Here is a 23,354-nt window from a genome sequence, read left to right on the forward strand (position 1 = left end):
GCGGACCGGAAATGATCCCGGCGTCACCAGCTTTCGGCGTGAATGCGTTCGGCGACCGAAAGTTCGGTCTGCCGGATGATCTTCGCATCCGGCGCAGCGTAGCCGACCGCGAGATAGCAGGGCATCCGGTAGCCCTCCGGCGCGTGAACGCATTGCAGCACGTAGGACTCCTCGTCCCGGATCGGAATCCGCAGCGAACACGCCAGATGTTCGGCGGTCGCCGCCAGCAGGATGTTCTGGATCAGGCACCAGACCGACGCGAAGGAGTTCAGCGAACTGATGTCGCGCGGCGTCATCAGGTCGGCTCCGGCGCGGAACAGCGGCAGCACCAGGCACCGGCTTTGCGAAAGCATTTTCACCTGCTTGGGAAGCGCGTCGTAATACATCGATTTCTGACATTCCGTGGCAGTGTTCCAGTGATTGATGATATCCGTCTGCACCTCCGCGCCGCCGGCGACATGCCGCAGGATTTCGGCGATGCGCTCCGGCCGGCGCAGAACCACGAAATGCCAGTCCCGGGCATGGTCGTGCGACGGAGCTTTCAAACCGGCCTCCAGAATGCGGTTCAGGATTTCATCGGGAACCCGTTTTTCGGTAAAGTCCCGGACGGTGCGGCGTTTTTCTACAGCTTCATAAAACTCCATGACGATGCTCCTTTCCAACCAACACTATTCTTATATCACATATTACGATATATAAAATTACTATATAGAAATAGTTTTATCAAGCCGTTCACGGATTTTTTTCCGGAAATTATGAGTTTACGCCGTGCTGCAACGGGAGCCTCAGAACAGCAGTTTGCCGGTGGAGTCGGTGCCGAAGTCGATGTGTTCAAGGTCGCCGGGAGCGTTGCCGCCATCCATTTGATACGGAGTGCGCATTCCGACATGCCCGTCGGTATAGAGAATGTTCAGCTTGCGGCCGTGAATGATGCGGTTAACCTTGATATGGCGTGCGCCGCCGCTGTGCAGGTCGCCGCTTCTGAATGTATTCATGATCGTGATGTTCAGGCGGTGGCGGCCTTCGTCCATCGTGTAGATCAGTTTGGACGGTTCCCGGATCCGCGAGAGTCTGGCGCCGCTTTCACCTCGATAGTTGCAGATCGCGCCGTTGACTTTGAAGCTGCACCGCTCATCCGGGTTGGCCGGGTCGGGCGTATAGACCGCCTCCTCGTCATCCCACGCCCCCGGACACACGAAGACTTTGGCCGGAACGTAGCGGTTCAACGCCGCAAGCTGGTTGGTCTGGTTGTTGTAGTTTTCGGTCAGCCACTTCTGATTCGGCTCCATCCGGCCGCGCGGAAAGTATTCGTGGAAATCACCCACATAGAACATCGCCGCCTGCCCCATCTGGCGCTGGTTGCTGCGGCAGCCGGACTCCTGCGCTTTGGAGCGGGCCTTGTTGAGCGCGGGCAGCAGCATCGAGGCGAGAATTGCGATGATTGCTATCACAATGAGCAGCTCAATGAGGGTAAACGGCCTTAAACGGCGGGATGCGGGGGGCGTATCCGCCGTCCCCTCCTTCTCTCTTTCGCGCAGAGCGGCAGCAGGAGAATTGGAAGAGGCGCAGGCCATATCGATGAAAATCTGTTTCATGGTTCGGTTCTCCTTTCCATTCAGCGGTTCAGTTGTTTCCAGACCGGTTCGAGGTTGAAAATACGCTCCTCGCGGGCGGCGGTGTCGATCGCTACCGCCGCGACCGCGCTGTCCAGCCCCTCGTTGCCGCTGCATGCGGGCGGGGTGCCGTGAAGCATCGTATCGCGAAGCCCGGCCATGATTTCAGGATCGCCGCCGCCATGGCCGTCGCAGCCGGAAGGCCGGTAGGTATGGGAGGCCTCCTCGTCGATCCGCTTCCAGGTGATCGTGCCGCCGTAGAGTTCGACGATCAGCGTTCCCTCGGTGCCGGAGAAGTATATCCGCCGCTCCGGAATCGCGTTGGAGAGCGTCGCCTGAAAGGTCGCCCGGACCCCGTTCCGGTATTGCAGGATCGCCACCTGGTTGTCGATGATGTCCTTGTCGCTGGTGAAGGGCGACGGCGTCGCGTGCGGATCGCCGCCCCACGGCGAGTCGAAAGGCGAACAGCCCTCCGGCCCCCAGCCTTTGAACTTCGTGTTGAAACATTCGTTTTCCGGCGTGAAGAAATCCAGCCCGGCGAACGACGCCGCCCGGACCGGAAGCGAGCCGGTGAACCAGTTCAGCAGATCAAGGTCATGACAGCATTTCTCGAGAATGTGCGATCCGGAGAGCTCCCGGCGCCGCCGCCAGTTGCGCATGATGTACGCGCCATGCTCCGGACGGATATTCTCATTGGCGTCGATGCTGAGAATCCGGCCGATGGTTCCGGCGTCGAGCAGCGCCTTGACCTTGCGGTAGATCGGCGAATAACGCAGCACGAAACCGGTCGCGAAGTGGCGGCCGCTCCGGCGGTGGGCCTCGAAAATCCGCACACAGTCGCCGATGGAGGTGGCGAGCGGCTTCTCGGTGAACACGTGCTTGCCCGCCTCGAAGGAGGCGACGATCTGTTCGGCGTGAAAGCAATTCGGCGAAAAAACCATCGCCCACTCCACCCCGGGCACGGCGAGCGCCTCCTGACAGCTGCCGCAGATGCGCGCTTCGGGAAATCCCAGCTCCCTGCGGCGGGTTTCGGCGACGGCGCGGTCGGGATCGTACAGCGCGGCCAGTTCGATCCGGGCGCTCCCGGCGAACAGGAAGCGGGTGATCATGCTGCGCCCGCCCGCGGCGAGCAGGGCGACTCCGATTCTGGACTCATTCATGGTTGCGTTTTTCCTTGTAACAGATTGTGTGCTGTGGTTCGGGTGACACGGGCGGCTCCGGTTTCCCCGGCGTCCCGGGGAAGCCGGACCAGCTCCCAGTAAACGGTGTTTTCGACGGCCTCGCCGGGTTTCAGGTGGCGGAGGCCGCCGCAGAATTCAAGCTCCGCGTAACGCGGACCGGTGAAGAGCAGCTGCGAACCGCCCTCCGGGTAACAGGCTCCCGGCGCGTGGCGCGACGCCTGCACCAGCAATAGTTCTCCGAAACGGGCGGCGAGCCATTCGCCGTTGCCGGTCAGCTTGGTCGTGGTGCCGCGCGGCGCACGGTAGACCAGCTGTTCCGGCAAAACGGTGATTCCGCCCTGCTCGTCGGAGCTGATCCGGTATGGAACCCGCGCCGGAGCCGTCGCGAAAAAGTAATACTCCGCCGGAGGAATCTGCGTGACCGGCCAGAGCTGTACCGGAAACGGAGTCGGTTCGACCTGTTCCAGCCGGTTCGTCACGGCCAGCCGCGGCCGGCCCGGGACGAGTTCGATGCGACGAAGCGCCCGACAGCCCAGCGACTCCGAAACCCGGCTGCGGATGGTCAGCGCCAGCGGCGCACGCTCCACAAGTACCCAGCCGCCGCCGTCGATCTGCGGGTCGGGGATATTGACGCGGCGAATGCTGCGCCAGTAGTTGTACAGCTCCGGCCACAGCCGGTCGCCGCCATAGTTCACCCATCGGCCGGAGCCGCGCTGTTCGCGCACCTCCGCCCCGGTATTCAGCCACAGCAGGTTGCCGCCGCCGCTCGGCGCGAAATCGACGATCCGCCCGGCTGCCGGAGAGACGCCGACCCGGATATGGCCGTTGTCGAGCGTCACCGCATCCGGAAACGCGACGGTTCCGGCGGCCGCCGCCAGCGCGGCGAAGCAGAACGTGGACAGCAGCCGTTTCATCGGACGATCTCCAGCGCGGAACCGGTTTTGCCGGGGGCGGTCCGCCACACCTCCAGCCCGCAGGGCGGCACGGCAAGCGCGGCGGGAAGCGGCGCGTTGTCCACCGGCGAGCGCAGCTCCGGCCCCGTGGCGCGCAGCCGCAGAGCGACCGGCTGCGGCGTCGGATTCACCAGATAGTACCAGTCGCTTCCCTCGGCTTCGGCGCGGCGGAGGATCGCGCCGCCGTACTCCGCCACGTCGGTGAAGCGGACGCGGGGCAGTGTGCGGTAACGGCGGGTCCAGTCGGCGGCTTCCGGTTCCTGCCCATGCAGTCCGAGGGTGAAACCGCCGATATTCAGCTCCTGCGCGTCAAAAAGCGCGAGGCACATCGCATAGTAGCCGTTGAAATACATCCTATGCGGAACCGGCTGGGTGCAGCGCCCCGGAGCTTCGCGCGTCCACGGCGGCGGCAGCCGCAGCTTCGGCGTTTCGGCGCGGCCCAATACGCCGTGGGATTCAAAGTACTGCTGGTGGATGGTCGTGGAAATGCGGCGGTCCAGGAAAGGGCGCTGGAATTCCGGCGACGGTTCGACCCGGTGATGCACCACCTCGCCGTTCTGCGGATACTTCTCCTGCTGGCGGGCATCGGTCTGGTTGACCATGCGGTCGAGCCGGATCGCGGGATGTTTTTCCAGCCGGTCGAGGTCCAGCCCCTGTTCGAGCAGCTTCGCGGCGGTGTCGACGCCGGGACGGTCCGGGAGCGGATAGAGGATCATCAGCCGCAGTTCCGCGTCGGCTTTCGCGGCGCGCAGCCGGTCGGCGACGGCTTCATAGAAAGAGCTGATCCGGTCGCAGCGCCAACGCAGGAAGGCGGCGCGCCGGGCAGGCTCCTGCAGAATCCATCGCGAACGCTCCCCGAAACGGCTCCGGTCGCCCGGCCTGCCCGGCAACGCTTCGCCCCGGAACTTCGCAAATTCGTTCATCGTCCAGTCGTCGTAGCTGACATAGAGGTCCAGCCCGAGCTGCATCGGCACACCGCACCACAGCGCGAAACCGATCCCCCGGTACGCGGGCTGGTCCGCGCACATCGCATTGACTTCCTCGACCAGCCGGAGCACCGCCTGTTGCACCTCGGGGCGCAGCGCGTTCAGATGAGGCGGTTTCTGCCAGTCGGTCGAGGTCAGCACCCTGCCGTCGCGTGTGACGGTGTTCAGCAGCGGCTTGCCCGCGGCCACCTCATCCGGCGAACCGATCAGCGGCGCGAGCGACGGCAGCTTCCACATATTGAAGGTGGGCAGGAAGCCGACGCCCCGCTCGGAACAGCGTTTCGCGACCAGCCGCGGATACTCCGGCGGCAAAAAGCGCATCCCGTTCGGCCAGCAGCCCGGCTCCGCCTTGCTGTCGTACAGCGGGCCGTTGTACCAGACGACCGGAAACACCAGCATCGTCTGCCCGGTCATCGCAAAATAGTCCATCGCATCGGAAAAGGCGCGGTCGAAGCCGGCATAGTCCTGCCCCGCCCAGTCGAAACACTGGGTGATCACCGGGTCCTCCCAGTAGAGGCCGCTGTCGCGGTGCAGCTTCGCCCCGGCGACGGCGGCGGGCAACGCCGGGCCGAGCCGGGTTCCCTCCGGAGCCTCCTCGACCTTCAGCGAACAGACCGCCGCCGGCTGGCCGGGCGCGTAGGATTCGACGATCAGCGCGAGCTGGTCATCCGGGGCGATGAACCGGTATTCCCGGGTGACCGCTCCGCCGGAAACCGGGTATTCGCCGCCGGTCAGGATGCCGGAGCCGAGCACCTGCTGTTCCGTGCCGTACACTCCGGCGGGATGCCAATCAGGGACGCTGTGCGAAAACATGATTTCCCGCTTGCGGTCGTCCGGAAAAGTCGCAGTCACGCGCACCCACCGCCGCCTGCCGGAGAGCTTCACGGTATAGGCGAAGCGGTCGTGCGGCTTCTCTCCGGCCTCCCGGTAGGCGAGTTTGCCGTTGCGGACCGCCTTCGCGCCGCCGACCTGCGCGGCGGGGACTTCGGCAAAGCAGTCGATGTCGCGCACCAGCCGCCATGCCGGAGCGTTGCGGACCGGTTCGGGCTGCGGAGGCGGCAGGTAAAAGGGGAGCCGTTCACTGCGGCGGGTACGGTTCTCAATTCCTTCCCGCCACGAGAGTTCCAGCGCCGCGTCACCGTCGCCGGAGGCGCTTCCCGCGCCGGGCAGCATAACCGGGCCGCTTTCGCCGGGAGCCAGCCGGAGCGGAACGGAGCCGGTGCGGCCCGAAACCGGGAACCGCCACTCCACAACCATATCCGCCGGGGCGCTCCCCCGGTTGGTGAAACGCAGCGTCACCGGCTCCTCCGGCGAAGCCAGCACGGTGTGGCCCGGAGACGCGACCGCGAGCTGCGGCATCCGGACCGCTTCATGGCGGCGGCGGATGGCGGCGGCGTCCAGCACCTCGTCGTAAATGCGCACCGAATCGATCAGGGCGTTGCCGCGATTGAAGCCGTTGTTCGCAAGGTTGCGCCCCGCGCCGATCACCAGCCCGCGGCGCGGCGACGGAGTCCACGGCGTCACGCTTTTACGGGTCAACAGCCTGCCGTTCACATAGAGTTCGACCATGCCGGAGCGGTCATAGGTGGCGGCCAGATGGGTCCAGAGACCGGGCCGCCACGCACTGCCCGCCGGGAGCCGTTCCGCAATCAGGCGCGGGCCGGGGTCGACGTCGAAACGCGGCCTTCCCTCCCAGAACCAGAGCCGGGGCATCCCTTCGGGCCCCCACTCGTCCGCGTCGCCGGTGAAGAAGTAAAAACCGTTGCCGGTGCCGGATTCCAGCGGAGCGACCCATGCTTCGACGGTGCCGCGCTCCGCCGGGACCACGCCGCCCGGATAGACCAGTAATCCCCGGTCGCACTGCAAAGCGCCGCCGTGCAGACCGGCTTCCGGCCGGATGTTCAGATTCCCGGCGGTCAGCGGGGCAAGCTCCCTGCCGTCGGCACCGACGGCGACCGGCCGGTCCGTCACCCGGAAGTCAAAGACCACGGCGGCGGGGGCGGCGGCGGTGAACAACAACAGCAAGGCTAAGATCGGATGATTTCGGTTCATGGCATGGATTTCCTGTTTCTTCTATTTGGATTTTCAAACGGTTCACTCTATATTATACCCGAAAACAGGAGCGTTGCACATGGATAAACCGATCATTGCCTATGACAGATTCGACGGCGGCCGCCGCCAGGTGCACCGGATCGTCGGAACGGTTCCGCCGGAGCTGGCCGCCTTCGGGCTGGCGATCATCCACGGCTCGCGGCTGTTGCGGGGCGGCGTGCTGGAGCAGCCGCCGGGCTTCCGGCGCAGTTTCGACTTCTACTGCCTGTCGCATCTGGTGGAGGGCGAAGGGATCTATCACAACGCCGACACCGGGCAGAGCCGGGAATTTCACGCGGGCGAGCTGGTGATGGCCATGCCGGGAACCGCGCAGCTGTACGGCGGCAACGCGTCGTACTATCTGGAGGATTCGATCTGCTTTTGCGGCCGGACCGCCGACGCGCTGCGCGAGGCCGGAATCATCGCGGACGGGGTGTTCAGTTGCGGTCCGGTGCGGCGGGTCGGCCGGATCATCGAAACCGCCCTGGAACCGACGCTGTTCGCGCAACTGAAGGCGGCGACGATGCTGCAACAGCTGCTGCTGGAGCTTCATGCGGAAAATCTGGAGCTTTCAATCGGCGGCTCCTCCGCATTTGCGGCCCTGCTGGTGGAACTCCGGCGTACCCCGGAACGCTGGTGGACCGTCGGGGAGATGGCGAAGGAGTGCGGCCTCTCGGAGTCCCACTTCCGCCGGGCGTTTCACGCATACACCGGCATGCCGCCGAAGCTCTACCTCGACCGGATGAAGCTGCAGCTCGCGGCCGAAATGCTGATTTCGACCGGCCTCACGCTGGCGCAGGTGGCGGCGCGCTTCGGCTATGTGGACCCGTTTCATTTCAGCAGGCGGTTCAAGGCGCTGAACGGCATGTCGCCGGACTCCTACCGCCGCCACTACCGGATGCGCTGACTCCTCCCGCAACAGCCCGGCAGGTGAAGATTTTCCGATTGTCTCCTGAAAAAGAATCGGCGAATATTAACTTTTTAATTTGATATTTCCGCTTCCGGAATGTATATTAATAAAATTGGTTGGAGAGATTGACGTGTAAATCCGGAGGTGCCCCATGGTGAAATTGAGCCTTTCTGAAGACAATCAGAACCTGCACACAGTGGAACTGAGCTATCAGGCCGCTCCCGGGAAATCCGTCGGCGTCGCCGGCTCCTTCAACGACTGGGATCCGGAGCTTCTGCCGATGGCCTACTCCCCGGAAACATCCGCTTACGGCTGTACGATTCATCTCGCTCCCGGCACCTATGAATACAAATTCGTGGTGGACGGCGAGTGGGTTCTGGACGAATCCAATCCCAACTTCGCCGCCAACGATTTCGGCACCTTGAACAGTGTGATCAACGTCGGCTGACCTCGTCCAGCCGCATTTGCTGCAGCCGCATCGCATTCAGGATCGCGAGCACCGCGACGCCCACGTCCGCAAACACGGCCTCCCAGAGGTTCGCCATGCCGAAACTTCCGGCCAGCAGCACCAGCACTTTCACCGCGACGGCCAGAACGATATTCTCCCAGACGATCCGCCGGGTCAGGCGCCCGGCCTGAATCGCGGCCGCGATCTTCGACGGGCGGTCATCCTGAATCACCACGTCGGCCACCTCGATTGCGGCGTCGCTGCCGAGGCCGCCCATCGCGATGCCGACCTCCGCCAGCGCCAGTGCGGGCGAGTCGTTGATCCCGTCGCCGGTGAAAGCGACCCGGCGCCCCTGCAGTTGAAGTTTCTTCACCTCTTCGAGCTTCCGGTCGGGCAGCAGTTCCCCGACAGCTTCATCCACACCCAGCTCGCGGCCGACGGCCCGGACCAGCGGCGTACGGTCGCCCGACAGGATCACGGTACGCAACCCCAGATTCCGCAGCGCGGCGATCGCGGCAACGGCATCCGGCTTCAATTCATCGGCGATAATGAACGCCCCCGCATAGGCGCCGCCGACCGCAACCGCGACGACCGTCTGCGGCAGCTCCGCCAGCTTCTCCGGGAAAGCGATCCCGGCCTCCTGCAGGAAGCGGGTGCTTCCGGCCAGCACCTCCCGCCCGTCGGCCACGCCTTTCAGCCCGCGCCCGGGAACCTCCGTGACGCTGACCTCGGCGATTCCGGCATCGGCCTCCGGAGCGAACTCCCGGATCGCCCGCGCGACCGGATGATTGCTGCGGCGCTCGACCGCCACCGCCGCGGCCAACAGCTCCTCGCGGCTCACATGATCGGCGTGATCGACCTCGATCACCTTGAAGTTTCCTTTGGTCAGCGTACCGGTTTTATCCAGCACCACCGTATCCACTTTCGTGAGCATGTCCAGATAGTTGGAGCCTTTGAAGAGGATGCCGTTGCGTGACGCCAGCCCGATACCGCCGAAATATCCGAGCGGAATGGAAATCACCAGCGCACAGGGACACGAAAGCACCAGAAACACCAGTCCCCGGTAGAACCAGTCACCGAACTCGTATTCCGCGACGAAAAAGAACGGCAGAATCACCAGCGCCGCCGCCAGCGCGGTCACGATCGGCGTGTAGACGCGGGCGAACCGGCCAATGAAGTGCTGCAGTCTGGATTTGCGCTCCGCGGCCTCCTCCACCAGCTTCAGAATCCGCGACAGCATGGTATCCTCGAAACGGCTGCTCACCTCAAGCTCCACCGCATTGGCGCCGTTGACCATTCCGGCCAGCACCGTGTCTCCGGCCGAAACCGCCACCGGACGGCTTTCGCCCGTCAGGGCGGCCGCATTGAATTCCGCCCGTTCCGCCAGCAGCTTGCCGTCCAGCGGAACCCGCTCCCCGGGATTGACCCGGATGCGGCTGCCGATCGCCACCTCTCCCGCAGGTACCACGGCCGCCCTGCCCCCCTCCACCACCGTCGCCAGCCTGGGACGCACATCCACCAGCGCGGCGATGGAACGGCGCGCCCGGTTCAACGCGGCCTCCTGAAACAGTTCGCCGATACAGTAGAACAGCATCACCGTCACCCCCTCGGCATACTCGCCGAGAATGAACGCGCCGACCGTCGCCACCGTCATCAGCGAAAACTCGTTGAACAGGTCGAACCGGACCGCCCTCCGCCACGCTTCACGCACCACGCCGCCCGCCGTCAGCGCATAGGCGGCCAGATAGAGCAGGAAACGCGGCCACGGCGCGATCGTCCGGTCAAACCCTTCCTCCCACAGCACCAGCGCCAGCGTCAGCAACGCGCAGACCGCCAGCGGCCAGTGGTCGAACCAACCGCCCCCATGTTCTTCCTGTTCCAACCGGCCCGGCGCTTCGCAGCCGCATCCGCCGCCATGACAATGATCGCTCATATAAAAACCTCATTTTCTCCATTATCCTATCCTGCTGGATAGGATAATAATATTAACAAAAACACGCAGCGGCTTTCCGCCGCTTCACTTCAGATATTTGGTAATGGTCTTGAAATCGCGCAGAACCTGTTCCGCCGAAGCCGGATTGTGGATGGCCTCCTCAAAGCAGGTATTGATATGCGACTCCATAAATTCGACTTTGGCATTTTCCAAAGCGCCGACCACCGCGTGAAGCTGCTGGGCGACCTCCATGCAGGGCCGTCCCGCCTCCATCATCTCGATCACGCTCTTCAGATGCCCCTGCGCGCGCTTCAGCCGCTTGATCACGGCCTCATGCCTGATTGTTTCCGCCATTGCGGCACCTCCTGTCATATCCTATACTATAGGATAGGATGTGAAATTTTCAAGCTCATTTCGGCACTATTTTTCGATTTTGATCATTTTGAAGCGGGAAAACGTTCACTGTTCCAGAAGATTGCCGATATTGAGGGCGCATTGCCGGGCGGCCGCGAAAGCGGGAGAGTCTCCAGCGGAGTCGAACTCCTTTCGGGGAACCAGTACGCCCAATGCAGCGATCGGTACGCCGCTTTGCAGAATTGGAAACGCGATGCTGATCCGCTGTGCTCCGGAAACGGCCGGCGGCGGCTCGTCGCCCGAACAGAACATGCCTGCGGCGGCGATTTCGCGGCACCGCGCTTGAAAAAGGTTGAATTCGTTCAGGTTCAGAATATTATCTTCCCCGTGCCAATATTCCCATAACTGCCGCTGCCTCGGTTCGTCCATATAGGCGAGCAGCAGGATGCCGGTGCCGCAGCGGAAGAGGTTGTAGAACGTGCCGTGGGGATGCGGCTGGCGGATGGTGATCTCGGTCGCACCGGCCATGCGCAGCAATTCGGAGCGTTTGCCGCCGCACTCGCAGACCAGTACCACCAGCTCGCGGCAGCAGGCCGCCAGCCGTTCGATTTCGGGCCGCGCGATGCTGCTGAGATACAAGTAAGGGTTGCCGCGTCCGAGCGCATAGAGCGCAGGGCCGGGCAGATAACCGCGCCGCCTGCCGAGTGCGCGCACATAACCCAGCTCGGTCATGGCGCGCACGATATTGGCGGCGGCGGGGGCGGAGATGTTCAGCAGTTCGGCAAGCTCGCCGAGCTGGCAGGGGCGGTCCGGCGCGGCGGAGAGATGTTCCAGAATCCGGTGGAAACGTTCGATTACCTGAATCATCGCCGGTGCTCCCAGCTTTGGTACGTCTTTTCCGCCAGTTGCTTCAGCGAGCCGTGAAGCGGGGCAAACACCTTCTGGCCGTTGTGCGAAGAGTTCTTGAGCAGCAGGTCGCAATGAAAATCCGGCGCGTCGAGCCGGGCGGAAACCGCCTGCCGAATCCGCTGCCGGAATTCCGGCAGGCCGCCGCCCAGTTCCAGCAGGCTGCGGAGCAGATGCGTGAAGAGCTGTACGTCCTCACCGGCCGAATGCAATTTTTCGAGCAGCAGTTCCGCGTCCTCCGGGCAGCCGAAGCGTCCGAGCAGGTCAACCGCCGCGAGGATGCGCCGCTGGTTGTGGCTGCGGCTGGAGGCAGGCAGGAAATCATCTCCCTCGCGGACCAGCCGCCGCAACTCCGGCAGCGCCGCCTCATCACCGGCGAGGCCGAGCGCCAATGCCGCGTTCGCCGCCGCATGGCGGTCGGAACCGGAAAGCAGTTTCAGCAGCAATCCGCGATACCGGTCAAGATTGCGGGAGGCCTGCCAGATCGCCATGCCCGGTTTGGGGCCGCGCAGCAGCTCCTCAAGCACATCCGGCATTTCCGGGAAGGTGCATGGCGGCAGGAGCGTGGCGTCGAGACAGCCGGAGGTGCGCAGTTCGGCGGCGAGCGCTTCGGAATCGATTTCGCGGACGGAGCAATTGGCCTGAACCGACAGCGCGGCGGCGCGTCCGGCGATTTCGCCGGTTTTCTGCATGCACCGCTGCATCCGGAGCAAACCGGCCATCAGGTGATCGACCGACAGCGCCCGCCCGGCCACCAGCAGGTTCGCGAAACCCCGCACGGTCAGCATGCCGAGCGTCAGCGGCACCGCGAACTCCTTGCCCCACAGACTGGCGGCCACCATCCAGTCCCGGATGGGGCGGTCGTTCAGCGCCCAGTCCTGCGTATGGCTGTCGAAGTTGGAATAACCCCAGCCGAGCGCCCTGCCCGGCGGCAGCTTTCCCGCCATGAACTCCGCGAACCGGAGCGTTTCGTCACATTCGACCAGCCGCCCTTCACGCAGGCCGGGCAGCCGGGTGATCCAGTAAAGTTCATCCTGCGGCTCGCCGGGGGATTTGGCGTGCAGCGAGTTGGAGGCGAGAATCCCCCGCGTCAGGTCGGCCGGATCGGAACACTTCATATAACCCGCATCGAAATTGGAGAGACCGATCCCGCCGCCGCGCCGGAACGCCCGGATGCTCGAAAACGGCTGGCATTTGCCGTCGGATTCACGCCCTTCGGCAAACGCGGCCCCGGCGATTGCCGCCGCCTGCCCGTCGCCGGTCGCATCGATCAGCACGGAGCAGCCGCAGTCACGCACGCCGTCCGGCGTGACCATGCGAACGCCGAGCACGGCCTGCCGGTCTTCATCCAGCCAGACGCCGGTCACGGCGGATTCGTAGAACAGCGCGCCGCCGCGCTTCAGGAAGGCCTGTTCCAGACAGATCCCCTTGAGGTCGGGATGGAAGGCGCCGTCGGAGGTGAAATGGTCGCGCCGGAGCGCATCGACCTCCGCGTCAACCGCTTCGAAGCGGCCTCCGGGCAGACCGTAGTAATACCCCCACACGCCACCGGCGGTGGCGGTGCCGCCGGCCATATTCAGCTTTTCCACGGCGGCGACGCGCACTCCGTGTTCGGCGGCGGTGATCGCCGCAATCGCTCCGGCGGTGCCGAAACCGGCGACGATCACATCGAACTTTTCGTCAAAACGCGCTTCCGCCGGAATCCGTTCGGCCCGGCCGCCGTTCAGTCGGCTCAGAAACATTCCGTCACCTCGCTGTGGTCGATGGCTTCCAGAGCATCCGCGAAGCTGCCGCTGTTGAAGTAGCGGTAGCCGGGGGCGAATTCGCGCCGGTTCTCCCGGACCCGGTACTCCGGCTGTTTCGCGATCGCAAGCATCCGGCAACCGGCGCATCCGGCGGGGCGGGCCAGCCACAGTTCGAGCAGCCGCCGGCGGGCTTCCGGCAGCGGAGTCACGGCGGGCAGCGCCAGCGTCAGCAGCAGTTCATCCGCACGGCGGCCGGGGCGGACCGTCAGGAAATCCGGCCTGTTCCACTCCCGGAGGGCTTCCGGGGCGTCGGCATGGATCGCGGCGCTCAAGCGCAGCTCCGTCAGGTTGTTGCGGTGGAATTCGGGGTTGGTCACGCACTCCGGCGTGCAATCGATCACCCGGCGGCACTCGATGGTGGAAACGCCCGCGGCGTCGGCCAGGTCGACCGCCCAGCCGGAACCGGCGGGCCGCACCGCCGTGATTTCCAGCCAGAGCCGGAATTGACCGGCATGTTCTTTGAGTTCCCGGTAGAGCAATGGAGCGGCGCCGTAGAAATCCTCCGCCTTGCCGAGTTCCGACAGTTCCGCCGCCAGTTCACGCGCCGCTTCCGTGCGGAATTCGCGCTTTTCCGCCCGCAGCGGCCGGAAGCAGTCGAAGTATTCGCTTCCGACGGAAGCCCCCCGGTCGACTACCAGCACCTGCCGGTTGCCGTTCAGGATCAGTCCGGCGCTCCACACACTCGCGCCGACGATCACATCGCCATCGAATCGCATCATACAACCTCCTTATATTCAATATTATTGAACTGAATTATTCATATTAATAGTATGGCACAATTCCGGCGGAAAAGCAATCTCCGATCCTACAAAAAAATCGAAATTTCCGATGAGCGGCGCTTCGGAGCTGCGAGAAAAGATTGGCCTGATTTCATCATTTCTTAACAATCGGGTCTTGACATTTCAAATTTTTTTGGTATAATATAAGTGTAAACATGGTGTATACATAAAAGTTGAAAGCAGCTTACCGCAAAGTAAAAGCAAACATGAAACAGCAAATGAAGATCACGAAGCACGCCCCGGTGGCCGAATATCGCCAGATTCGCAAATATGTGGTCGATACCGTATGGGAATCCGGCAACGCGCCGAAACGGCTCGCTTCGATGCGGGAACTGGCGGCGATGTTCAATGTCAGCATTGCAACCGTGCAGCGGGCATTGAAAGAGCTGGTGGACGACGGCTATCTGACGGTCAGAGCCGGCGTCGGACTGTTCACGAATCCGGAACAGCGGTGGACTTACGAAAAAACCGACGTGATCGGAATTCTTGTTGCGGACGGCCGCCAGATCTATTACGAGAAATATATGTGGGAACTGCTGGCCGCCATCGGCAGCGAGGTGACCGGGGCGCGGCGGCTGCTTTATCCGGTGAATTTCCTGCAGACGGGAACCTGCGTGCCGGAAACGCCGACCGGAATCGCGATGAAGGGGCTGATCTGGCTGCGTCCCGATTTTTCCCCATCTTCGACGGCGGATGCGTTCGCGGCAAGCCTGAAGGTCCCGGTGGTGGTGGTGAACAGCCGCCGCCCCGGATACTCCTGCATCTGCGACGACTGGGAGCGCGAAGGATACGATATCGGAAAGATGCTGCTGGCGGAGAAGCGCACCGCGCCGGTCGTGGTGACTCCGAACGATCAGGCGCCGCAGCTGACCGGGCTGCGGCGCGCTTTCGATGCGGCAGGCCTCGCGCTGGACGAGCGGCTCTTCGTGCGGCACGGCCCGGACATGTGCGACCGGTTCCGGGAGCTTCTCGGCCGATCCGGTACGCCGCAGGCGGTCTACGCGATCGGCAGCATGGTGCGGGATATCCAAACGGTGATCGTGGAGCGCAATCTGGACCTCGAAGCCTGCCGCCTGATCGGGGAACCGGTCATCCGGGAACCGTATTTCCGCGGCTGGCGGATCAAACATGATTTCAAGGCGCTGGCCCGAACCGCCTGGGAGCAGCTCGCCGCGGAAATCAACGGAGCACCGAAACGGGAGCGCAATATCGTCCGCGAAATAGAAACCATCCAATAACCCCAAGGAGAAGAAAATGAAGCGCCAGAGAAAGTTTACTTTAATAGAATTGCTCGTGGTAATAGCGATTATAGCAATCCTCGCTTCCATGCTGCTGCCGGCCCTCAACAAGGCGCGGGAGCGGGCCACCACGATCAAATGCTCCTCGAACCAGAAGCAGATCAGTACCTATATGTTCATGTACACCGACATGAACGGCGGCGTGATCGTGAATGACGACGGCAACATCCAGCCGGCAAACAACGGCAAATGGCAGTCGATGCTGATGAAACTTTACATGCCGTCGATTGAAACCGTCGATTGGAGCTTCTACGATTCCAAAACGCAGCTTCCGTACGGCATGTTCGCGTGTCCGTCGAGTTTCGCCGGCATGCCGGGCGTGGAAGGCTCACGCCACTACGGCGTGAACCGTTATTACGCCTCCTACCACGGCGGCGGCGGGCGGATCATGCGCAAGGAAGGACGGATCAAGCGCCCTTCCGAACGTTGCATGTTTCTTGATGTCGACCGCAATGCGGCATGGGCGACTCCGCACGCGAAAAGCCCGGATACGATGGTCTACAGCGGCAAACCGGGCGAACAGTGGTGGCGGCACGGCGGCGGCGGCAATGTGACCTACGCCGACGGCCATGTGGGCTGGAAAAAGCGCGGCGACTTTCCGAACGGCTATTCCGCCGACCTGTCGGCCCCGGGATATTTCTGGGGAACCGCCGATATTCAGTTCGCGCAGCAGTAAAGCAAAACAACGAGGAAAATCCATGTATAAAACGATTCTGGTACTGGCGGCGGCACTGGCGCTGCCGCTGCTCCCCGCGCTCGAAACTGTCGGCGGCGGGTATGCGCAGCTGCCGTGGAAAAGCACCGACGGCACCGGCAGGGTCATCACCGAAAACGGCCGCCGGATCGCGGTGGTCGAAGTTCCGAAAGGTTCGGAAAAGGGGATGCACTGGCTGACCGCGCCCGTTGATGTGAAGCCGTTCATGGACAAACGGGTCACGATGTCGATCCGCGCCCGCTGGCAAAACGTGACCCGGCCGCCGGAGAAGTGGAACGGCGTGAAGTTCATGTTCAACTATACCGGTGCGGACGGCAGCCGGTTCTGGCATCATCCGCAGGGATTGTCCGGCGACCGCGACTGGACCGAGATTTCAGCCATGATCGAACCGCCGGAGGCGGGAGCGCACTCCGGACGCCTCGTGCTCGGACTGGAAAACAGCTCGGGCCGGGTGGAATTCGACCTCGACTCCCTGAAGACCTTTGTGATGTTCGGGCCGGGCGACCGGATCAACACCGGTTACAAGGTCTCCTATCCCGACCGGATCGCGAACGGGCCGCGCCGCCGCGGCGTGATGTCGCCGCACACGATGACCGAGGCGGATTTCAAGACCCTGAAAGAATGGAACGTGAACCTGATCCGCTACCAGATCATGCGCAACTGGGGCAAGGTCGGTTCGGACGTCGACCTCGACGAATACGACCGCTGGATCAACGGCAAGCTCGACCATCTCGCACAGATCCTGGAGTGGGCGCGGCAGTACGGCATTCAGGTGGTGATCGACCTGCACACGCCGCCGGGCGGCTGGACCGGCAGCGGGATGCGGATGTTCGACGAAAAGAAATATTTCGACCATTACCTTGAGGTATGGCGGCGGATCGCGTCCCGGTTCAAGGGAAATCCGGCGGTCCGGGCCTACGACCTGATCAACGAGCCGGTGCAGGTGACTCCCGCGCCGTATGACTACTGGACGATCCAGCAAAAAGCGGCGGAAGCGGTCCGCGCGATCGACCCGGATACGCCGGTGATGGTCGAATCCAACGAAGCCGCCCGCCCGCAGACCTTCAGCTACCTGTCGCCGCTGGCGATGGACAACGTGATCTATCAGGTCCACATGTATATGCCGATGGGTTTCACCCATCAGGGGGTGGCGACGCCGGAGCCGCCGCAGAGTTATCCGGGCGTGATCCGGGGCGTGAAGTACGACCGGGAAAAACTCCGCGAGGTACTGCAGCCGGTACGCGATTTCCAGCTCCGACACAACGCGAAAATCTATGTCGGAGAGTTCTCCGCCGCCGCGTGGGCGCCCGGCGCCGACCGCTATCTGGCCGACTGCATCGAATTATTCGAGGAGTACGGCTGGGACTGGAGCTACCATGCGTTCCGCGAGTGGGACGGCTGGAGCGTCGAACATGAAGGCGAAAACCGCAACTCGCTGCGCCCCAGCGCCGACAACGCCCGCAAACGGGTGCTGCTGAACGGATTCAAACGCAATGAACACTGAATCAATCGATCTATTCCGCCGCCGCGTGCGGGAAAACACCGGATGCGGCGACCTGCTGTTCGGCCTGATCACCGACACCCACTTCGAGGAAAAGGACGATCCGGGCGGCTATGGGGCAAACGCGCTTACGCACCTCCGCGACTTCGCGGCGGCTGGGGAAGCCTGCGGCGCGCGGTTCCTGCTTCACGCCGGGGATATGAGCAATGGCAACCGGCCGAAGGAGCAGAGCCGCCGCGAAGCCTTCCTCAGTGCAGAGGCGATGCGCGGCTCCGGGCTTCCGGCGCTGTTCGTGATCGGCAACCACGACGACAACACCTATTTCTGCCGGGACAATCCGGAGGCGGGCAATAACGGCATTTCAGGGACGGAGTGGCAGACGCTCGTGCAGCCGGAGGGACTGCCCGAAGGGGCGGTCGCCGCTCCGGGAGTCAGCAACTGCTATTATCTGGATTTTCCGGACCGGAAGGTGCGGCTGCTGATGCTGAACACCATCGACCTGCCCTTCGAGGAGAGGCCGGACGGCTCGCTCAAATACTACACGATCAACGACCACGGCTTCTCCAAAGCCCAGCTTGAATTCGTCGCTCATACCGCGCTCGACCTGTCGCGGCTGCCGGATTCGGCGGAGTGGGGCGTGCTGGCGGTCAGCCACATGAGCCTCGGCTTTCTGCCGAACGGAGCGGCGATGGAGAAGATTTTCCGCGCGTTCCAGGCCGGAGGCCGCTGCCGGACCGGGGCGGAGGATGTGAAACCGTGCCCGTTCCGGTTCGACTGCCACCCGTGCTTTCCGTCCGCGGCGGACCCGCGCGATCTGGTCCACGAGGTGGAAGCGGACTTCACCCGGCAGGGGCCGCGCGAACTGATCGCCCAGCTCTACGGACACGAACACTTCGACGCGGTGCGCACCGGGCGCGGCTTCACGGAAATCGCGTTCCTGTCGTCGCTCTGCTACCGGAATAGCCCGGAAGCGCCGGAGCGCCGGTTCGACACTCCGAGCGAACAGGCATGGAGCATGGTCGCGCTCGACCGCGCCAACCGCCGCCTCAAGGTATTCCGCCACGGCGCCGGAGCCGATTTCTCCGCCCGGTACTGAATCTCATGCTTCCGTAACGGGGCGGCGGACCGGGGAGAGTTCCTGTTCGATCTCCTCGAGGGAGCGCCCCCTGGTCTCCGGCATCATGGTCTTCGCCCAGATCAGCTGCAGGATCATCATCGCACAGAAGAACGCAAACATGTAGCCCGCGTCGAACGCCTTGATCGCGATCGGAAAGATCAGCGTCAGCAGCGCCGCGAAAATCCAGTGCGTGAAGCTGCCGAGCGCCTGACCCGAAGCACGCTGGTCGTTCGGGAAGATTTCGGAGATGAACACCCAGATGATCGTCCCCGAACCGATCGCGTGCGCCGCGATGAATACGATCATGCAGACCAGCACGATCATGCTGGCCGATCCGAGCAGCCGCGAGGCTTCGAGCTTGGCTTGCTCCGCAACTGCCTTCACCTCAGCGGGCGGCAGTTCGGCGGGAATCGACACGCGTGCGCCCTTGTAACGCTCCTGCGCCGTGCTTTCGGCCAACGCTTTGCGGGCGGCGGCATATTCGGCGCAGGCGCGCTCCCGGTCGGCGGGGGCGATATAGCCTTCGCCGCGGTCGATGCGCATCACCTGTTCGGCGCCGCCGGCGGTGTCGATCGCGGCGGAGACCACTTTCAGTTCGGAGAAGCTGAAAAAAGCGATCGCGCAGACGCCCAGGCTCAGGATGTAGCCCGCCGAACCGATGTAAAGCAGCGTCCGCCGCCCGAGCTTGTCGATCAGCCACAACCCGACGAAGGTGAAGATCAGATTCGTGACGCCGAGGCTGATCGATGCGGCCAGCGCGTTGTCCAGCCCCGATAAACTCAGCAGCCGCGGCGCGAAATACAAAATGATGTTGATGCCGGAAAGCTGGTTGAACGCCGCGATCAGGAAGGCGAACAGGATCGGACAGCACAGCCGCTTCGTCCAGAATTTCGAAGTGCGTTCCGTCCCCGCCGCCGCCGAGGCTTCGACCGACGCGGCCAGCTCCTGAATCTCCTGCTCGTTCATGCCCGGATTGACCTTGCGGAAGACTTCGATGCCTTCGGCGTTCTTTTTCGCGTCGACGATCAGCCAGCGCGGACTTTCCGGCAGCGTGAAGCACATCACGGTATAGACCAGCGCGGGCAGCGCCTCGACGCCGAGCATCCACCGCCACGCGGTTTCCACGCTGCACAAATTGCCGATGATGTAGTTGGAGAGGTAAGCCACCAGGATGCCGAACACAATGTTGAACTGGAAAAGCCCGGCCAGCTTGCCCCGGTCGCGCGGCGGCGAGATTTCGGCGATGAAAAGCGGAGCCGCGATGGTCGAAATCCCCACCCCGACGCCGCCGATGAAACGAAAGACGATGAAGGACCACACATCCCACGCGATCCCCGAACCCACCGCCGACACGAAATAGAGGATACCGTTGAAGATCAGCGTCTTTCTGCGCCCCCAGCGGGAGGTCGGGAAGCCGCCGCACAGCGCGCCGAGCACCGTTCCCCACAGTGCGGAACTGAGCGCCCAGCCGTGCATGGAACCGCTCAGCGACCAGATGTCCTGAATCTGCTTCTCCGCACCGGAGATCACCACCGTGTCGAATCCGAACAGAAACCCCGCCAGCGCCGAGGTCACCGCCCAGAGAAAAAGCCGTCCTTTACCCATCTGCCGTCCTCCATGTCGGATATTGAAGTGATTGCCGATATGATAACACATGGCCGCGAAAAAGACAAATCCCCGGCGGGAGATTTCACCGCAATTCTGAAACCGTCTTGAATTTCCCGGTTCCTCCGGCTATATTAAAGGCATGGATTTGAGGGAAATGAAACAATGGAACAGCCCGATATGGAAAACGGAATCAGCCTCAAGCAAAAGCGCCGCGCCGCAGGGCCCGCCGCAACGCCTTTCCGTGCGGTGCAACAGCCCCCTCCCCCTCCTTTCCGCCAAAAGTAAATCGCATTCAGGTTCCATGCCGGGCCGGATGGTTTCCATATTTATATTCCGATCAGAAAAGAAACCGGTATTGAATTGTCCGGTTCGGAAGAATCCACGTGATGAAAAACAAGAAAAACTGGGCCGTGCCCGCCGTACTGCTCTCGATGTTGAGCGTGCAGGGGGGAGCGTCCATCGCCAAATATCTGTTTCCGATCCTCGGTCCCGCCGGTACGGGCACACTCCGCATCGGGCTGGCCGGAATCCTGCTCGCCGCGGTCAACCGGCCGCAGGTGCATAAATTCACCAGAGCCAACTGGCTTTTCGCACTTGCCTACGGGGTCAGCATCTGCTTTATGAATCTCCTGTTCTACTACGGCATCCGGCGCATTCCGCTGGGACTTGGCGTGACGGTGGAATTCATCGGCCCTCTGGGGCTCGCGCTGCTGACTTCGCGGAAAGCCTCGGATTTCCTGTGGGCGCTGCTGGCCGGAGCCGGCATTGTGCTGATCGTTCCGTGGCGAGGCGGCAGCGTGGATCCTGTCGGATTATTGTTCGTCTTTCTCGCCGGGCTGCTGTGGGCGGCCTATATCGTGATCGGCGGCAAAATCACCGCCCGGATGAAGAGCTCGGACGCGGTCACGACCGGGATGTGCATCGCTTTTTTGTTCATCCTCCCCTTCGGCATTTTCAGCGGCGACCTCGACGCGCTGGACCTGAAACTGCTGCTGATCGGTCTCGGCGTCGGTGTTTTTTCAAATGCGCTTCCGTTCTCGCTGGACCTGTTCGCCCTGAAACAGGTTCCGGCAAAAACGTTCAGCGTTCTCCAGAGCCTCCAGCCTGCTTTCGGCGCATTGTCAGGTTTGGTGTTCCTTGGGGAAATCCTCTCCGTCAGGCAATGGATCGCAATCCTATGCGTAATTCTCGCCAGCACAGGAGCGACGATGTGCTCGGCTCCGAGAAAAATAACCTCACAGCCGGAATAAAGGAGCGCCGCGCCGCCCCCGCCGTCGGACTCTGTTTTTCACGGGTTCTTTTCCTTAGTCAAAAGCATAAAAAAACGCTGTAACTTATTGTTACAGCGTGAATTATTAAATGGTGGTGGGAGATGGACCCACTACCATCCAATCCTCGCCATGTTCATAATCAAGAACTTACAGAGTTAAAAGGATGCTGCAACATCAGTTTTTGCATGATTTGTGTACCATTTGTGTACCAAGAAATGCCGAAAAACTGTTGTAAAGATACACCGTGGAACGCAAAATGTCAACTGCAAATATTCTTTGTTTTTTGCCCAAACTTATCTATTTTGAATTAAAAGAAAATAAAACAGGATAAATTCAGATAAAATCAATTATTTTCAATTATTTATATGATTTATCTTTTGGCAAAATATATCAATTATTTAAGTTCATCAACTCAAACGAAAAATCTTACGCTATAGTGCGCGAGCGAAATGCGTGAGAGCGATAAATTGTGGTCAGAATTTTTGTTCAAATCATAATCCATTGCAGAGTGAATAGTTCTTGTGCTTCCAATGCGGGCGCGTAATCCCTGCGGGCTTGCATCAATGTGAGCTCCTTTTTCTGGGCGAGAGCTTCTTTCTCATTCCGGTATTGCTGCCAATGGCGGTCGAATTCCAATGAATCCGGCTTCAGGGTGGTCAATCGTTGTCGGAGTTGGGTGAGTTTTTCGGATTCCCATTGGGAGAGGCGTTCTTCGAAGCTGGCGATGTGCTGTTTGAATGCTTCCTGCAAACGTGTTTGCTCATTGGCGATTTGCTGGGCGGTGAGTTGTTCCAATATCTTTCGTGGTCGGCGGGGACTGCCGGAGATGATTTGACCGTGTTCCAGCAATCGAAGGCACTCTTCTTCGGTCAATGCATCGCACGTGTCGGAATAGCCGGTGTGGATGAGTTTTTCGTATTCATAATGGCATCGGCATTTCAAGAGGTTCACTTGGAGGAATCCTTCGGTTCCCGGTACGATTCCGGCAGGGATTTGCAAAATGGCACTCTTATTGGGAAGTTTCCGGCAACAATCCTTGAAATAAATGCAGATGACTTTTTAAGACGAGCTCAGACTTGCCATCCAGCTTCTTAAAAATTTTCTTCTCGCGCAGATAGGATTTCATCGCATCGGAAAAAATAGTTACTTCTGCCCGTTGTGAGTCATCCGATATAATGCTTTCTGTTTCAGGTGATGGAATTGCTGAAGCATCTTGTGCCGCTTCAATATTTACGGGCTCTTCCTGCGGTTTAGCTCCGAAGGTTTCGAAACGGCTCTTCTGCCCTTCAAGCATTGACACAAGCTCCGGGTCATAAGGGGCCGGGGGAAGAATTTCCGATACCCTCCCGTCGGGAAAAGGCGCATCAAAGCCATTTCGATAATTTCCCTTGCCGCGTTCCCGCTGTATTCGGTAGGCCTCCGAACGACCAAGGAAAAAATTGTGAATCAGGGGATACATTTCGGGAGAATCCCAATCCGCTTCGAGATTAAGCTGCTTTGCGTATTCGACCAGCTCTCCTGCAAGGTATTGACTGGTGTTGTGTTTCTCATAACAGCCGCTCATGATGGCCCTGTGTTCTTCGCAATATTCCGAGGAAGGGGCGGCAGGGAAAGACATTCTTTTGCGCCAGAATTCATCCTTGCAGAGAATGTTATTGCAAAGCTGTCTGATTATCGGAAAAAGCAGTTCCATATTCACCATCCCATTCATGGCTTTCTTGAAAAGCGCCGACAGTTCTTTTCCGAGTAACTTACTCTTTTGAGCGGCGATATTCAAGTTGGAATCTTTGGATAATGTCCCAAATTTTGTGATGGGATGTGTTGTTTGACAAGGTTGCATCTGCCTTTTATTTTGAGTAACTCAAAATCTCAACATAAAGGGAAT

20 protein-coding genes are annotated in these 23,354 nt (G+C 61.4%); 7 read left to right on the plus strand and 13 right to left on the minus strand.

Annotated features, from left to right (window positions below; genetic code table 11):
• Positions 1–23 precede the first annotated feature (23 nt).
• The 5 genes from C8D82_RS05945 to C8D82_RS05965 form a co-directional block, all read right to left on the minus strand.
• On the minus strand, positions 24–644 hold the full coding sequence (locus tag C8D82_RS05945; protein WP_116883361.1) for a nitroreductase family protein: 621 nt from the start codon (positions 642–644) through the stop codon (positions 24–26).
• A gap of 141 nt (positions 645–785) precedes the next feature.
• Entirely contained in the window at positions 786–1,595 is an 810-nt protein-coding gene (locus tag C8D82_RS05950) for a type II secretion system protein (RefSeq protein WP_116883362.1), read from the minus strand.
• Positions 1,596–1,615: 20 nt separating this feature from the next.
• A complete protein-coding gene (locus C8D82_RS05955) occupies positions 1,616–2,773 on the minus strand; it encodes a Gfo/Idh/MocA family protein (RefSeq protein ID WP_116883363.1) in 1,158 nt (385 codons plus the stop codon).
• On the minus strand, positions 2,770–3,708 hold the full coding sequence (locus tag C8D82_RS05960) for a hypothetical protein (RefSeq protein ID WP_116883364.1): 939 nt from the start codon (positions 3,706–3,708) through the stop codon (positions 2,770–2,772). Before C8D82_RS05960 ends, C8D82_RS05955 begins: the two co-directional genes overlap by 4 nt.
• Entirely contained in the window at positions 3,705–6,785 is a 3,081-nt protein-coding gene (locus tag C8D82_RS05965; RefSeq protein ID WP_116883365.1) for a LamG-like jellyroll fold domain-containing protein, read from the minus strand. The genes C8D82_RS05960 and C8D82_RS05965 overlap by 4 nt, the downstream gene beginning before the upstream one ends.
• A 79-nt stretch (positions 6,786–6,864) precedes the next feature.
• Here C8D82_RS05965 and C8D82_RS05970 point away from each other — a divergent pair, with 79 nt between their 5' ends.
• Both C8D82_RS05970 and C8D82_RS05975 read left to right on the plus strand, forming a co-directional pair.
• A complete protein-coding gene (locus C8D82_RS05970) occupies positions 6,865–7,731 on the plus strand; it encodes a helix-turn-helix transcriptional regulator (protein ID WP_147835991.1) in 867 nt (288 codons plus the stop codon).
• A gap of 154 nt (positions 7,732–7,885) precedes the next feature.
• Positions 7,886–8,182 carry a glycogen-binding domain-containing protein gene (locus tag C8D82_RS05975; protein ID WP_116883367.1) on the plus strand — a complete coding sequence of 99 codons (297 nt, stop codon included), beginning with the start codon at positions 7,886–7,888 and terminating at the stop codon, positions 8,180–8,182.
• On the opposite strand, the gene C8D82_RS05980 is transcribed toward C8D82_RS05975, so the two are convergent.
• The 5 genes from C8D82_RS05980 to C8D82_RS21090 form a co-directional block, all read right to left on the minus strand.
• Entirely contained in the window at positions 8,169–10,115 is a 1,947-nt protein-coding gene (locus tag C8D82_RS05980; protein ID WP_116883368.1) for a heavy metal translocating P-type ATPase, read from the minus strand. The two genes, C8D82_RS05975 and C8D82_RS05980, sit on opposite strands and share 14 nt — an antisense overlap.
• 84 nt (positions 10,116–10,199) lie before the next feature.
• Positions 10,200–10,469 carry a metal-sensing transcriptional repressor gene (locus tag C8D82_RS05985; RefSeq protein WP_116883369.1) on the minus strand — a complete coding sequence of 90 codons (270 nt, stop codon included), beginning with the start codon at positions 10,467–10,469 and terminating at the stop codon, positions 10,200–10,202.
• Between the two features lie 105 nt (positions 10,470–10,574).
• Complete coding sequence (locus C8D82_RS05990; RefSeq protein ID WP_116883370.1) at positions 10,575–11,336, minus strand: IclR family transcriptional regulator; 762 nt, start codon at positions 11,334–11,336, stop codon at positions 10,575–10,577.
• The gene (locus C8D82_RS05995) at positions 11,333–13,117 is read right to left on the minus strand and encodes an FAD-dependent oxidoreductase (protein WP_165832861.1); all 1,785 of its coding nucleotides are present in this window, start codon (positions 13,115–13,117) and stop codon (positions 11,333–11,335) included. The genes C8D82_RS05990 and C8D82_RS05995 overlap by 4 nt, the downstream gene beginning before the upstream one ends.
• On the minus strand, positions 13,108–13,899 hold the full coding sequence (locus tag C8D82_RS21090; RefSeq protein WP_165832862.1) for a hypothetical protein: 792 nt from the start codon (positions 13,897–13,899) through the stop codon (positions 13,108–13,110). The genes C8D82_RS05995 and C8D82_RS21090 overlap by 10 nt, the downstream gene beginning before the upstream one ends.
• 278 nt (positions 13,900–14,177) lie before the next feature.
• Between C8D82_RS21090 and C8D82_RS06000 the strand changes: the two genes are divergently transcribed.
• The 4 genes from C8D82_RS06000 to C8D82_RS06015 are packed head-to-tail and all read left to right on the plus strand — an operon-like array spanning position 14,178 to position 18,569.
• Positions 14,178–15,197 carry a GntR family transcriptional regulator gene (locus tag C8D82_RS06000; RefSeq protein WP_165832863.1) on the plus strand — a complete coding sequence of 340 codons (1,020 nt, stop codon included), beginning with the start codon at positions 14,178–14,180 and terminating at the stop codon, positions 15,195–15,197.
• Between the two features lie 16 nt (positions 15,198–15,213).
• A complete protein-coding gene (locus C8D82_RS21095) occupies positions 15,214–15,933 on the plus strand; it encodes a prepilin-type N-terminal cleavage/methylation domain-containing protein (protein ID WP_165832864.1) in 720 nt (239 codons plus the stop codon).
• A 22-nt stretch (positions 15,934–15,955) separates the two neighbouring features.
• A complete protein-coding gene (locus tag C8D82_RS06010) occupies positions 15,956–17,476 on the plus strand; it encodes a glycoside hydrolase family 5 protein (RefSeq protein ID WP_165832865.1) in 1,521 nt (506 codons plus the stop codon).
• Positions 17,466–18,569: a metallophosphoesterase family protein gene (locus C8D82_RS06015; protein ID WP_116883374.1), complete on the plus strand. Its 1,104-nt coding sequence runs from the start codon at positions 17,466–17,468 to the stop codon at positions 18,567–18,569. The genes C8D82_RS06010 and C8D82_RS06015 overlap by 11 nt, the downstream gene beginning before the upstream one ends.
• A gap of 3 nt (positions 18,570–18,572) precedes the next feature.
• On the opposite strand, the gene C8D82_RS06020 is transcribed toward C8D82_RS06015, so the two are convergent.
• Positions 18,573–20,195: a sugar porter family MFS transporter gene (locus C8D82_RS06020; RefSeq protein ID WP_116883375.1), complete on the minus strand. Its 1,623-nt coding sequence runs from the start codon at positions 20,193–20,195 to the stop codon at positions 18,573–18,575.
• A 386-nt stretch (positions 20,196–20,581) separates the two neighbouring features.
• Between C8D82_RS06020 and C8D82_RS06030 the strand changes: the two genes are divergently transcribed.
• Positions 20,582–21,448, plus strand: coding sequence for an EamA family transporter (locus tag C8D82_RS06030; protein WP_419643394.1), 867 nt, complete (start codon positions 20,582–20,584; stop codon positions 21,446–21,448).
• 507 nt (positions 21,449–21,955) lie between these two features.
• Here C8D82_RS06030 and C8D82_RS06035 read toward each other — a convergent pair.
• Together C8D82_RS06035 and C8D82_RS06040 are read right to left on the minus strand one after the other, a co-directional pair.
• On the minus strand, positions 21,956–22,420 hold the full coding sequence (locus C8D82_RS06035) for a hypothetical protein (RefSeq protein WP_133245081.1): 465 nt from the start codon (positions 22,418–22,420) through the stop codon (positions 21,956–21,958).
• Positions 22,421–22,478: 58 nt separating this feature from the next.
• Positions 22,479–23,246, minus strand: coding sequence for a hypothetical protein (locus C8D82_RS06040; RefSeq protein WP_133245082.1), 768 nt, complete (start codon positions 23,244–23,246; stop codon positions 22,479–22,481).
• Positions 23,247–23,354 lie beyond the last annotated feature (108 nt).

It is taken from the genome of Victivallis vadensis, from assembly GCF_003096415.1.
Taxonomy (GTDB): domain Bacteria; phylum Verrucomicrobiota; class Lentisphaeria; order Victivallales; family Victivallaceae; genus Victivallis; species Victivallis vadensis.

Coding starts and splice junctions, on each gene's coding strand:
- C8D82_RS05945 (WP_116883361.1), bottom strand. CDS start 644: ATGGAGTTTTATGAAGCTGTAGAAAAACGCCGCACCGTCCGGGACTTT.
- C8D82_RS05950 (WP_116883362.1), bottom strand. CDS start 1,595: ATGAAACAGATTTTCATCGATATGGCCTGCGCCTCTTCCAATTCTCCT.
- C8D82_RS05955 (WP_116883363.1), bottom strand. CDS start 2,773: ATGAATGAGTCCAGAATCGGAGTCGCCCTGCTCGCCGCGGGCGGGCGC.
- C8D82_RS05960 (WP_116883364.1), bottom strand. CDS start 3,708: ATGAAACGGCTGCTGTCCACGTTCTGCTTCGCCGCGCTGGCGGCGGCC.
- C8D82_RS05965 (WP_116883365.1), bottom strand. CDS start 6,785: ATGAACCGAAATCATCCGATCTTAGCCTTGCTGTTGTTGTTCACCGCC.
- C8D82_RS05970 (WP_147835991.1), top strand. CDS start 6,865: ATGGATAAACCGATCATTGCCTATGACAGATTCGACGGCGGCCGCCGC.
- C8D82_RS05975 (WP_116883367.1), top strand. CDS start 7,886: ATGGTGAAATTGAGCCTTTCTGAAGACAATCAGAACCTGCACACAGTG.
- C8D82_RS05980 (WP_116883368.1), bottom strand. CDS start 10,115: ATGAGCGATCATTGTCATGGCGGCGGATGCGGCTGCGAAGCGCCGGGC.
- C8D82_RS05985 (WP_116883369.1), bottom strand. CDS start 10,469: ATGGCGGAAACAATCAGGCATGAGGCCGTGATCAAGCGGCTGAAGCGC.
- C8D82_RS05990 (WP_116883370.1), bottom strand. CDS start 11,336: ATGATTCAGGTAATCGAACGTTTCCACCGGATTCTGGAACATCTCTCC.
- C8D82_RS05995 (WP_165832861.1), bottom strand. CDS start 13,117: ATGTTTCTGAGCCGACTGAACGGCGGCCGGGCCGAACGGATTCCGGCG.
- C8D82_RS21090 (WP_165832862.1), bottom strand. CDS start 13,899: ATGATGCGATTCGATGGCGATGTGATCGTCGGCGCGAGTGTGTGGAGC.
- C8D82_RS06000 (WP_165832863.1), top strand. CDS start 14,178: ATGAAGATCACGAAGCACGCCCCGGTGGCCGAATATCGCCAGATTCGC.
- C8D82_RS21095 (WP_165832864.1), top strand. CDS start 15,214: ATGAAGCGCCAGAGAAAGTTTACTTTAATAGAATTGCTCGTGGTAATA.
- C8D82_RS06010 (WP_165832865.1), top strand. CDS start 15,956: ATGTATAAAACGATTCTGGTACTGGCGGCGGCACTGGCGCTGCCGCTG.
- C8D82_RS06015 (WP_116883374.1), top strand. CDS start 17,466: ATGAACACTGAATCAATCGATCTATTCCGCCGCCGCGTGCGGGAAAAC.
- C8D82_RS06020 (WP_116883375.1), bottom strand. CDS start 20,195: ATGGGTAAAGGACGGCTTTTTCTCTGGGCGGTGACCTCGGCGCTGGCG.